The organism is Leclercia sp. GHBNCSD, assembly GCF_055805075.1.
Genome location: NZ_JBQVYO010000001.1, coordinates 3,389,439 through 3,401,785 on the forward strand (window position 1 = coordinate 3,389,439; position 12,347 = coordinate 3,401,785).

10 protein-coding genes are annotated in these 12,347 nt (G+C 57.6%); all 10 read left to right on the forward strand.

Annotated elements, in window-relative coordinates; genetic code table 11:
• Positions 1 to 83: 83 nt before the first annotated feature.
• The 10 genes from nuoC (at position 84) to nuoM (ending at position 12,341) form a co-directional block, all read left to right on the forward strand.
• Entirely contained in the window at positions 84 to 1,886 is a 1,803-nt protein-coding gene (gene nuoC / locus ACT3IC_RS16260; RefSeq protein WP_103180472.1) for an NADH-quinone oxidoreductase subunit C/D, read from the forward strand.
• Between the two features lie 2 nt (positions 1,887 to 1,888).
• Positions 1,889 to 2,389, forward strand: a complete 501-nt coding sequence (nuoE, locus tag ACT3IC_RS16265) for an NADH-quinone oxidoreductase subunit NuoE (RefSeq protein ID WP_159339623.1) — start codon at positions 1,889 to 1,891, stop codon at positions 2,387 to 2,389.
• On the forward strand, positions 2,386 to 3,723 hold the full coding sequence (nuoF, locus tag ACT3IC_RS16270; RefSeq protein WP_103180470.1) for an NADH-quinone oxidoreductase subunit NuoF: 1,338 nt from the start codon (positions 2,386 to 2,388) through the stop codon (positions 3,721 to 3,723). Before nuoE ends, nuoF begins: the two co-directional genes overlap by 4 nt.
• 54 nt (positions 3,724 to 3,777) lie before the next feature.
• Entirely contained in the window at positions 3,778 to 6,501 is a 2,724-nt protein-coding gene (gene nuoG / locus ACT3IC_RS16275; protein ID WP_139156354.1) for an NADH-quinone oxidoreductase subunit NuoG, read from the forward strand.
• Entirely contained in the window at positions 6,498 to 7,475 is a 978-nt protein-coding gene (gene nuoH, locus ACT3IC_RS16280; protein ID WP_039030977.1) for an NADH-quinone oxidoreductase subunit NuoH, read from the forward strand. Before nuoG ends, nuoH begins: the two co-directional genes overlap by 4 nt.
• A 14-nt stretch (positions 7,476 to 7,489) precedes the next feature.
• Positions 7,490 to 8,032 (forward strand): NADH-quinone oxidoreductase subunit NuoI, encoded by a 543-nt coding sequence (gene nuoI / locus ACT3IC_RS16285; RefSeq protein ID WP_103180465.1) that lies wholly within the window; start codon positions 7,490 to 7,492, stop codon positions 8,030 to 8,032.
• 11 nt (positions 8,033 to 8,043) lie between these two features.
• Positions 8,044 to 8,598, forward strand: coding sequence for an NADH-quinone oxidoreductase subunit J (nuoJ, locus tag ACT3IC_RS16290; protein ID WP_103180463.1), 555 nt, complete (start codon positions 8,044 to 8,046; stop codon positions 8,596 to 8,598).
• Positions 8,595 to 8,897, forward strand: coding sequence for an NADH-quinone oxidoreductase subunit NuoK (gene nuoK, locus ACT3IC_RS16295; protein WP_049841347.1), 303 nt, complete (start codon positions 8,595 to 8,597; stop codon positions 8,895 to 8,897). Before nuoJ ends, nuoK begins: the two co-directional genes overlap by 4 nt.
• On the forward strand, positions 8,894 to 10,735 hold the full coding sequence (gene nuoL / locus ACT3IC_RS16300; protein WP_156654951.1) for an NADH-quinone oxidoreductase subunit L: 1,842 nt from the start codon (positions 8,894 to 8,896) through the stop codon (positions 10,733 to 10,735). Before nuoK ends, nuoL begins: the two co-directional genes overlap by 4 nt.
• A 76-nt stretch (positions 10,736 to 10,811) precedes the next feature.
• The gene (gene nuoM, locus ACT3IC_RS16305) at positions 10,812 to 12,341 is read left to right on the forward strand and encodes an NADH-quinone oxidoreductase subunit M (protein ID WP_156654950.1); all 1,530 of its coding nucleotides are present in this window, start codon (positions 10,812 to 10,814) and stop codon (positions 12,339 to 12,341) included.
• Positions 12,342 to 12,347 lie beyond the last annotated feature (6 nt).

The following is a 12,347-nucleotide window of genomic DNA, read 5'->3' on the forward strand; positions in this document are numbered from 1 at the left end:
CCTGTGGGCATGGAGATAACCTTCGCATATCACTATTCAAATAGCGCGAAGCCACGCCCAACAGTCACCACGGACCTTTTGCAATGGTGAACACTATGACCGACTTAACCGCGCAAGACGCCGCCTGGCAAACACGGGATCATCTGGATGACCCGGTCATCGGCGAACTGCGCAACCGTTTTGGGCCGGATGCCTTTACTGTTCAGGCCACCCGCACCGGGGTACCCGTTGTTTGGGTGAAGCGTGAGCAGTTACTGGAAGTGGTTGATTTCCTCAAGAAACTGCCTAAACCTTACGTCATGCTGTTTGACTTACACGGCATGGACGAACGTCTGCGTACTCACCGCCAGGGTTTACCCGCGGCGGATTTTTCCGTTTTCTACCACCTGATCTCAATAGACCGCAACACGGATATCATGCTCAAGGTGGCATTGTCTGAAAACGACATGCATCTGCCGACGATCACCAAACTCTTCCCGAACGCTAACTGGTATGAGCGTGAAACCTGGGAAATGTTTGGCATGACCTTCGATGGCCACCCGCATCTGACGCGCATTATGATGCCGCAGACCTGGACCGGTCACCCGCTGCGTAAAGACTACCCGGCGCGCGCCACCGAATTCGACCCGTTTGAGCTGACCAAAGCCAAGCAGGATCTGGAGATGGAAGCGCTGACCTTCAAGCCGGAAGACTGGGGCATGAAGCGCAGCACCGACAACGAGGACTTCATGTTCCTCAACCTCGGTCCAAACCACCCCTCCGCGCACGGTGCGTTCCGTATTATTCTGCAGCTTGATGGTGAAGAGATCGTCGACTGCGTGCCAGACATCGGCTACCACCACCGTGGTGCCGAGAAGATGGGTGAGCGTCAATCCTGGCACAGCTACATTCCGTACACCGACCGTATCGAGTACCTCGGCGGCTGCGTAAACGAAATGCCGTACGTGCTGGCCGTTGAGAAACTGGCAGGCATCACCGTGCCGGATCGCGTTAACGTGATTCGCGTTATGCTCTCTGAACTGTTCCGTATCAACAGCCACCTGCTCTACATCTCCACCTTCATTCAGGACGTCGGCGCGATGACCCCGGTCTTCTTCGCCTTTACCGACCGTCAAAAGATTTACGATCTGGTGGAAGCGATCACCGGTTTCCGTATGCACCCGGCCTGGTTCCGTATTGGCGGCGTCGCGCATGACCTGCCGCGCGGCTGGGATCGTCTGCTGCGTGAATTCCTCGACTGGATGCCGAAACGTCTGGCCTCGTATGAGAAAGCCGCGCTGCGTAACTCCATCCTGAAGGGCCGTTCCCAGGGCGTTGCTGCCTATGGCGCGAAAGAGGCGCTGGAGTGGGGCACCACCGGTGCTGGCCTGCGCGCCACCGGTATCGATTTCGACGTGCGTAAAGCGCGTCCTTACTCTGGCTATGAAAACTTCGACTTTGAAGTGCCGCTGGGCGGCGGTGTTTCCGACTGCTACACCCGCGTGATGCTGAAAGTGGAAGAGCTGCGCCAGAGCCTGCGCATCCTTGAGCAGTGCCTCAACAACATGCCGGAAGGCCCGTTCAAGGCGGATCACCCGCTGACCACGCCGCCACCGAAAGAGCGCACGCTGCAGCATATCGAAACCCTGATCACGCACTTCCTGCAGGTTTCCTGGGGCCCGGTCATGCCGGCGCAAGAATCCTTCCAGATGATTGAAGCGACCAAGGGTATCAACAGTTACTACCTGACCAGCGACGGCAGCACCATGAGCTACCGTACCCGTGTACGTACGCCAAGCTTCCCGCACCTGCAGCAGATCCCGTCAGCCATTCGCGGCAGTCTGGTCTCTGACCTGATTGTGTATCTGGGTAGTATCGATTTTGTTATGTCAGATGTGGACCGCTAATTATGCACGAGAATCAACAACCACAAACCGAGGCTTTTGAGCTGAGTGAAGCAGAGCGTGCCGCCATTCAGCACGAGATGCACCACTACGAAGACCCGCGTGCGGCGTCCATTGAAGCGCTGAAAATCGTACAGAAACAGCGTGGTTGGGTGCCGGATGGCGCGATCTATGAGATTGCAAAAGTGCTGGGTATTCCGGCGAGCGACGTCGAAGGCGTGGCTACGTTCTACAGCCAGATCTTCCGTCAGCCGGTAGGCCGTCACGTGATCCGCTACTGCGACAGCGTGGTATGCCATATCACTGGTTATCAGGGCATTCAGGCTGCGATTGAGAAGAAGCTCAATATCAAGCCGGGCCAGACCACCTTTGACGGTCGTTTTACCCTGCTGCCAACCTGCTGCCTGGGTAACTGCGACAAGGGGCCGACCATGATGATTGATGAGGACACTCACAGTTATCTGACGCCGGAAGCCATTCCTGACCTGCTGGAGCAGTACAAATGAAAACTGTAATTCGTACTGCTGAGACGCATCCGCTGACCTGGCGTCTGCGTGATGACAAACAGCCGGTATGGCTCGAAGAGTACCAGAGCAAAAACGGCTATGCCGGGGCGCGTAAAGCCCTCTCCGGCATGGCGCCGGATGAGATCGTTAACGCGGTTAAAGACGCTGGCCTGAAAGGGCGCGGCGGCGCAGGCTTTTCCACCGGTCTGAAGTGGAGCCTGATGCCAAAAGACGAATCCATGAACATCCGTTACCTGCTGTGTAACGCCGATGAGATGGAGCCGGGCACCTATAAAGACCGCCTGCTTATGGAGCAGCTGCCGCACCTGCTGGTGGAAGGCATGCTGATCTCCGCCTTCGCCCTGAAAGCCTATCGCGGCTACATCTTCCTGCGCGGCGAGTACATCGAAGCGGCAGAGAACCTGCGTCGCGCGATTGCCGAGGCGACCGAAGCGGGCCTGCTGGGCAAAAACATTCTCGGCACCGGTTTCGACTTCGAGCTGTTCGTGCACACCGGGGCAGGGCGTTATATCTGCGGGGAAGAGACCGCGCTGATTAACTCTCTGGAAGGGCGTCGCGCCAACCCGCGCTCCAAGCCGCCATTCCCGGCGAGCTCAGGCGTATGGGGTAAACCGACTTGCGTGAATAACGTCGAAACCCTGTGTAACGTTCCGGCTATCCTCGCCAACGGCGTGGAGTGGTATCAGGGCATCTCCTCAAGTAAAGATGCCGGTACCAAGCTGATGGGCTTCTCCGGCCGCGTGAAAAACCCTGGCGTCTGGGAACTGCCGTTCGGCACCACCGCCCGTGAAATTCTTGAAGACTACGCCGGCGGTATGCGTGATGGCCTGAAATTCAAAGCCTGGCAACCGGGTGGGGCAGGGACAGACTTCCTGACCGAAGCGCACCTTGACCTGCCGATGGAATTCGAAAGCATTGGTAAAGCAGGCAGCCGTCTGGGTACGGCGCTGGCGATGGCCGTCGACCACGAGATTGGCATGGTGTCGCTGGTGCGTAACCTGGAAGAGTTCTTTGCCCGCGAGTCCTGCGGCTGGTGTACGCCGTGCCGCGACGGTCTGCCGTGGAGCGTGAAGATCCTGCGTGCTATTGAGCGTGGCGAAGGCCAGCCTGGCGATATCGAGACACTTGAGCAACTGTGTCGATTCCTGGGCCCAGGTAAAACCTTCTGTGCGCATGCGCCAGGTGCGGTTGAGCCGCTGCAGAGCGCGATTAAGTATTTCCGCGACGAATTCGAAGCAGGCATCAAGCAGCCGTTCAGCAATACCCATTCAATCAATGGGATTCAGCCGAACCTGCTGAAAGCGCGCTGGTAAAAACAGAATTTTGATTAACGCTCGGTTTCGACCGAGACAACTGGAAGCATGCTAATGGCTACGATTCATGTAGACGGCAAAGAATATGAGGTCAACGGGGCGGACAACCTGCTGGAAGCTTGTCTGTCTCTCGGCCTTGATATTCCGTATTTTTGCTGGCATCCGGCGCTGGGGAGCGTCGGTGCTTGCCGCCAGTGTGCGGTGAAGCAATATCAAAACGCGGAAGACACGCGTGGTCGCCTGGTAATGTCCTGTATGACGCCAGCCGCCGAAGGTACCTTTATTTCTATCGACGATGCGGAAGCCAAAGAGTTCCGCGAAAGCGTGGTGGAGTGGTTGATGACCAACCACCCGCACGACTGTCCGGTCTGTGAAGAGGGCGGTAACTGCCACCTTCAGGATATGACCGTGATGACCGGGCACAGCTTCCGTCGTTACCGTTTCACCAAGCGTACCCACCGTAACCAGGATCTGGGGCCGTTCATCTCTCACGAAATGAACCGCTGCATCGCCTGCTACCGCTGCGTGCGTTACTACAAAGACTACGCGGATGGTCAGGATCTGGGCGTCTATGGCGCGCATGACAACGTCTACTTCGGTCGTCCGGAAGACGGTACGCTTGAGAGCGAATTCTCCGGTAACCTGGTAGAAATCTGTCCGACCGGCGTCTTCACCGATAAAACTCACTCCGAGCGTTACAACCGTAAGTGGGACATGCAGTTTGCGCCAAGCATCTGCCAGCAGTGTTCGCTGGGCTGTAACACCAGCCCGGGTGAACGTTACGGCGAACTGCGTCGTATCGAAAACCGTTACAACGGTACCGTTAACCACTACTTCCTCTGCGACCGCGGTCGTTTCGGCTATGGCTATGTGAACCTGAAAGACCGTCCGCGTCGTCCGGTTCAGCGCCGTGGCGATGACTTCATCACCCTGAACGCTGAACAGGCGATGCAGGGCGCGGCGGATATTCTGCGCCAGTCGAAGAAAGTGATCGGTATCGGCTCCCCGCGCGCCAGCATCGAAAGCAACTTCGCGCTGCGCGAGCTGGTGGGTGCGGATAACTTCTACACCGGTATCGCCCAGGGCGAGCAGGAACGTCTGCAGCTGGTGCTGAAAGTGCTGCGCGAAGGCGGTATCCATACCCCGGCGCTGCGCGAAATCGAATCCTATGATGCGGTACTGGTATTGGGCGAAGATTTGACCCAGACCGGCGCTCGCGCAGCCCTGGCGGTTCGTCAGGCGGTGAAAGGGAAAGCGCGTGAAATGGCAGCGGCACAGAAAGTGGCTGACTGGCAGATCGCGGCTATCCTCAACATCGGTCAGCGCGCGAAGCATCCGCTGTTCGTGACCAACGTTGATGACACCCGTCTCGACGACATCGCCGCCTGGACCTACCGCGCGCCGGTGGAAGATCAGGCCCGTCTCGGCTTTGCTATTGCTAACGGCCTGGACAGCAGTGCCCCGGCCGTTGAGCTGGATCGCGATCTGCAGAACAAAGTTGACGTTATCGTGCAGGCGCTGGCCGGTGCGAAGAAACCCCTGATTATCTCCGGTACCAACGCCGGCAGCAGCGAGATCATTGAAGCGGCAGCGAACGTGGCCAAAGCGCTGAAAGGCCGTGGCGCCGACGTTGGCGTAACCATGATTGCCCGTGCGGTAAACAGCATTGGTCTGGGTATGATCGGCGGCGGCTCTCTGGAAGAGGCGCTGAGTGAACTGGAATCTGGCTCTGCGGATGCCGTTGTCGTACTTGAAAACGATCTTCACCGCCATGCTTCTGCCGCACGCGTAGATGCTGCGCTCTCTAAGGCGCCGCTGGTGATGGTTATCGACCATCAGCGCACCGCCATTATGGACAAAGCGCACCTGGTGCTCTCTGCGGCAAGCTTCGCGGAAAGCGACGGGACGGTGATTAACAACGAAGGCCGCGCCCAGCGCTTCTTCCAGGTTTATGACCCGGCCTACTACGACAATACCACCCTGATGCTGGAAAGCTGGCGCTGGCTGCACTCCCTGCACAGCACCGTGCTGAGCCGTGAGGTGGACTGGACGCAGCTCGACCACGTGATCGACGCCGTTATTGAAAAGCTGCCGCAGCTGGCAGGCATCAAAGATGCGGCGCCGGAAGCGAGCTTCCGTATTCGCGGCCAGAAACTGGCGCGTGAACCGCATCGCTACAGTGGCCGTACTGCAATGCGCGCCAATATCAGCGTACACGAACCGCGTCAGCCGCAGGATAAAGACACCATGTTCGCCTTCTCGATGGAAGGGAACAACCAGCCGTCTGCGCCACGTTCGCAGATCCCATTCGCATGGGCGCCAGGCTGGAACTCCCCGCAGGCATGGAACAAGTTCCAGGCTGAAGTGGGTGGTTCTCTGCGCCACGGCGATCCGGGCGTACGCCTGATTGAAGCCAGCGAAACCGGTCTGGCGTTCTTCTCCACCGTTCCGGCACGCTTCCAGGCAGAAGAGGGTAACTGGCGTATTGCGCCGTACTACCATCTGTTTGGTAGCGACGAGCTGTCACAGCGTTCCCCGGTCTTCCAGACCCGCATGCCGCAGCCTTACATCAAGCTCAACCCGGCAGACGCCGCGAAGCTTGGCGTCAACGCGGGCGCGAACATCAGCTTTAGCTATGAAGGCCAGACAATCAGCCTGCCGCTGATTATCTCTGAAGGTCTGACAGCAGGGCAGGTGGGTCTGCCGATGGGTATGCCTGGCATCGCCCCGGTGCTGGCCGGCGCGCGTCTTGATAACCTGCAGGAGGCAAAAGCATGAGTTGGTTAACGCCGGATCTTATCGATATCCTGCTGAGCATCCTGAAAGCGGTTGTTATCCTGCTGGTGGTGGTCACCTGCGGTGCGTTCATGAGCTTTGGTGAACGTCGTCTGCTCGGTCTGTTCCAGAACCGTTACGGACCGAACCGCGTGGGCTGGGGTGGTTCACTCCAGCTGGTCGCGGACATGATCAAGATGTTCTTCAAAGAGGACTGGATCCCGCGCTTCTCGGATCGCGTGATCTTTACTCTGGCACCGATGATCGCCTTTACCTCGCTGCTGCTGGCGTTTGCTATCGTTCCGGTCAGCCCGACCTGGGTGGTCGCTGATTTGAACATCGGCATTCTGTTCTTCCTGATGATGGCAGGTCTCGCGGTTTACGCGGTACTGTTTGCAGGCTGGTCCAGTAACAACAAATACTCCCTGCTGGGTGCGATGCGTGCGTCTGCGCAGACGCTCAGCTACGAAGTGTTCCTGGGTCTCTCCCTGATGGGCGTGGTGGCGCAGGCCGGTTCATTCAACATGACCGACATCGTCAACAACCAGGCCGACATCTGGAACGTTATCCCGCAGTTCTTTGGTTTTGTTACCTTTGCTATCGCCGGTGTGGCAGTGTGTCACCGCCACCCGTTTGACCAGCCAGAAGCCGAGCAGGAACTGGCTGACGGTTACCACATTGAATATTCCGGTATGAAGTTCGGTCTGTTCTTCGTGGGCGAGTACATCGGTATCGTCACCATTTCCGCATTGATGGTCACGCTGTTCTTTGGTGGCTGGCATGGCCCGTTCTTACCGCCGTTCATCTGGTTCGCGCTGAAAACCGCGTTCTTCATGATGATGTTCATTTTGATTCGCGCTGCATTACCACGTCCGCGTTATGACCAGGTAATGTCCTTCGGCTGGAAAGTGTGCCTGCCGCTGACGCTCGTCAACTTGTTGGTAACGGCGGCTGTCATTCTTTGGCAGCAGCCATAAGGGGCTTTGAGATCATGACCTTAAAAGAATTATTGGTAGGTTTCGGCACCCAGGTACGCAGTATCTGGATGATCGGCCTGCACGCGTTTTCTAAACGCGAAACCCGGATGTATCCGGAAGAACCGGTATATCTGCCGCCGCGCTACCGTGGCCGTATCGTGCTGACGCGCGACCCGGACGGTTCGGAGCGCTGCGTTGCCTGTAACCTGTGTGCGGTAGCCTGTCCGGTAGGCTGTATCTCTCTGCAGAAAGCAGAGACGGTGGACGGTCGCTGGTACCCTGAGTTCTTCCGCATTAACTTCTCACGCTGCATCTTCTGCGGCCTGTGTGAAGAAGCGTGCCCGACCACGGCGATTCAGTTGACCCCCGATTTCGAACTGGGTGAATTCAAACGTCAGGATCTGGTGTACGAGAAAGAGGATCTGCTGATTTCCGGTCCGGGCAAATACCCGGAATATAACTTCTACCGGATGGCGGGTATGGCAATCGACGGCAAAGATAAGGGCGAAGCAGAGAACGAAGCCAAGCCTATCGACGTCAAGAGCCTGTTACCGTAAGGAGAGGGGCAATGGAATTCGCTTTTTATATCTGTGGCCTGATCGCCATCCTGGCTACGCTGCGAGTGATTACGCACACCAACCCGGTGCATGCGCTGCTCTATTTAATCATTTCGCTGCTGGCTATTTCCGGGGTGTTCTTTGCGCTGGGCGCACACTTTGCCGGTGCGCTTGAAATCATCGTTTACGCCGGGGCCATCATGGTTCTGTTCGTCTTCGTGGTGATGATGCTGAACCTGGGCGGCTCTGAGATCGAGCAGGAACGTCAGTGGCTGCAACCGCAGGTGTGGATTGGCCCGGCAATTCTGTCGGCCATCATGCTGGCGGTGATCGTTTACGCCATTCTGGGTGTGAACGACCAGGGTATCGACGGCACGCCAATCAGCGCCAAAGCGGTGGGTGTCACCCTGTTTGGGCCATACGTACTGGCGGTGGAACTGGCCTCGATGCTGCTGCTGGCAGGCCTGGTCGTTGCTTTCCACGTGGGTCGCGAAGAGCGCATGGGTGAAGTGCTGAGCAACCGTAAGGACGACAGCGCGAAAAGAAAAACGGAGGATCACGCATGATCCCTTTACAACACGGACTGATCCTCGCCGCGATTTTATTCGTGCTGGGCTTAACCGGTCTGGTTATCCGCCGCAATCTGCTGTTTATGCTGATTGGCCTGGAGATCATGATCAACGCTTCCGCGCTGGCCTTTGTGGTTGCCGGTAGCTACTGGGGCCAGACCGATGGTCAGGTGATGTACATTCTCGCTATCAGCCTCGCGGCTGCGGAAGCGAGTATTGGCCTGGCGCTGTTGCTGCAGCTCCATCGTCGCCGCCAGAACCTGAACATCGATTCAGTAAGTGAGTTGCGTGGATGAACATGCTTGCCTTAACCATTATTTTTCCGCTGATTGGCTTCCTGCTGCTGTCGTTCTCACGCGGCCGCTGGTCTGAGAATCTCTCTGCGACCATCGGCATGGGCTCTGTGGGCCTGGCCGCACTGGTCACAGCGTATGCGGGGATCGACTTCTTTAATAACGGACGTCAGGCTTTCAGCGTTCCACTCTGGACCTGGATGTCGGTGGGTGATTTCAACATCGGTTTTAACCTGGTGCTGGATGGTCTCTCTCTGACCATGCTCTCCGTGGTCACCGGTGTCGGCTTCCTGATCCATATGTTCGCCTCCTGGTATATGCGCGGTGAAGAGGGTTACTCCCGCTTCTTCGCCTACACCAACCTGTTTATCGCCAGCATGGTGGTACTGGTGCTGGCGGATAACCTGCTGCTGATGTACCTCGGCTGGGAAGGGGTGGGTCTCTGCTCTTACCTGCTGATCGGGTTCTACTACACCGATCCGAAGAATGGCGCAGCGGCCATGAAAGCGTTCGTTGTGACCCGTGTGGGTGACGTCTTCCTCGCCTTCGCGCTGTTCATTCTCTACAACGAGCTGGGCACGCTGAACTTCCGCGAGATGGTGGAACTGGCACCGGCGCACTTCGAAGCCGGCAACAATATGCTGTGGTGGGCAACCCTGATGCTGCTGGGTGGCGCTGTGGGTAAATCTGCACAGCTGCCGTTGCAGACCTGGCTTGCCGACGCGATGGCGGGTCCAACCCCTGTCTCCGCGCTGATCCACGCCGCCACCATGGTGACCGCCGGTGTTTACCTGATTGCGCGTACCCATGGCCTGTTCCTGATGACTCCGGAAATTCTGCATCTGGTGGGCATCGTCGGTGCGGTGACGCTGGTGCTGGCAGGCTTTGCCGCGCTGGTCCAGACCGACATCAAACGCGTTCTCGCTTACTCCACCATGAGCCAGATCGGTTACATGTTCCTGGCGCTGGGCGTACAGGCGTGGGACGCGGCTATTTTCCACCTGATGACGCACGCGTTCTTCAAAGCGCTGCTGTTCCTCTCGTCCGGTTCGGTGATCCTGGCCTGCCACCACGAGCAGAACATCTTCAAAATGGGCGGACTGCGTAAGTCCATCCCGTTGGTTTACGTCTGCTTCCTGGTGGGCGGCGCGGCGCTGGCGGCACTGCCGCTGATCACCGCGGGCTTCTTCAGTAAGGACGAAATCCTGGCGGGGGCCATGGCGAACGGGCATATCAATCTGATGGTTGCGGGTCTGGTCGGTGCGTTTATGACCTCCCTGTATACCTTCCGTATGATTTTCATCGTCTTCCACGGTAAAGAACAAATTCACGCTCACGCAGGGAAGGGGATTACCCACCACCTGCCGCTGATTGTGCTGCTGGTACTCTCCACCTTCGTTGGCGCGATGATTGTGCCACCGCTGCAGGGCGTACTGCCAGACACCACCGAGCTTGAGCACGGTCGCGTTCTGACGCTTGAAATCACCTCCGGTGTGGTCGCTATCGCGGGTATCCTGATTGCGGCATGGCTGTGGCTGGGCAAACGTACCCTGGTCACCTCGGTTGCCAACAGTGCGCCGGGCCGTCTGCTGGGCACCTGGTGGTATAACGCGTGGGGCTTCGACTGGCTGTACGACATGATCTTCGTGAAACCGTTCCTCGGCATTGCGTGGCTTATCAAACGCGATCCGCTGAACGCGGTAATGAACATCCCGGCCATCCTTTCCCGCCTGGCAGGTAAAGGCCTGCTGTTCAGCGAGAACGGGTATCTGCGCTGGTATGTAGCGTCCATGAGCATCGGCGCGGTTGTGGTGCTGGCGCTGCTGATGGTATTGCGTTGATCGTTAAGTGAATTTTATTCGAATTCGTTGAAAATCAGGCCCCTTCTGGGGGCCTTAAAAAGGAATGCAAATCGCCATGTTACTACCCTGGCTAATATTAATTCCCTTTATCGGTGGGTTCCTGTGCTGGCAGACCGAACGCTTTGGCGTGAAGATGCCGCGCTGGATTGCGCTGATCACCATGGGATTGACGCTCGCGCTCGGTCTGCAACTCTGGTTGCAGGGCGGCTATTCACTGACCCAGTCTGCGGGCATTCCGCAGTGGCAGTCTGAATTTATTCTGCCGTGGATCCCGCGTTTCGGTATCACCATCCATCTGGCGATTGATGGTCTGTCGCTGCTGATGGTGGTGCTGACCGGTCTGCTCGGCGTTCTGGCGGTGCTTTGCTCCTGGCGAGAAATCGAAAAATACCAGGGCTTCTTCCACCTGAACCTGATGTGGATCCTGGGCGGCGTGATCGGCGTGTTCCTTGCCATCGACATGTTCCTCTTCTTCTTCTTCTGGGAGATGATGCTGGTGCCGATGTACTTCCTGATCGCGCTGTGGGGCCATAAGGCATCCGACGGTAAAACGCGTATCACGGCGGCCACCAAGTTCTTCATCTATACCCAGGCGAGTGGTCTGGTGATGTTGATTGCCATCCTGGCGCTGGTCTTCGTGCACTACAACGCGACCGGCGTCTGGACCTTCAACTATCAGGACCTGCTGAAGACCCCAATGTCCCACGGCGTAGAATACCTGCTGATGCTGGGCTTCTTCATTGCGTTTGCGGTGAAGATGCCGGTGGTGCCGCTGCACGGCTGGCTGCCAGATGCGCACTCCCAGGCACCAACGGCGGGTTCCGTTGACCTGGCGGGTATCCTGCTGAAAACCGCGGCCTACGGTCTGCTGCGTTTCGCGCTGCCGCTGTTCCCGAATGCCTCCGCAGAGTTTGCGCCGATTGCCATGTGGCTCGGTGTGATCGGTATCTTCTACGGTGCCTGGATGGCCTTCACGCAGTACGACATCAAGCGTCTGATTGCCTACACCTCCGTTTCCCACATGGGCTTCGTGCTGATTGCTATCTACACCGGCAGCCAGCTGGCCTACCAGGGCGCGGTGATCCAGATGATTGCCCACGGTCTCTCCGCAGCCGGTCTCTTCATCCTGTGTGGTCAGCTGTACGAACGTCTGCACACCCGTGACATGCGTCAGATGGGTGGTCTGTGGAGCAAAATTAAGTGGCTGCCAGCGATGTCGATGTTCTTCGCGGTTGCCACGCTGGGGATGCCGGGGACCGGTAACTTCGTTGGCGAATTTATGATCCTGTTCGGCAGCTTCAAGGTGGTACCGATGATTACCGTCATCTCCACCTTCGGTCTGGTGTTCGCCTCCGTTTACTCGCTGGCGATGCTGCACCGCGCTTACTTCGGTAAAGCGAAGAGTGAGATCGCTGCCAAAGAACTGCCGGGGATGTCGCTGCGCGAGCTGTTCATCATCCTGCTGCTGGTCGTACTGCTGGTGCTGCTGGGCTTCTTCCCGCAGCCGATTCTGGATACCTCGCACTCCGCGATGGGTAATATCCAGCAGTGGTTTGTTAATTCTGCTTCTACTACAAGGCCGTAAATCGCC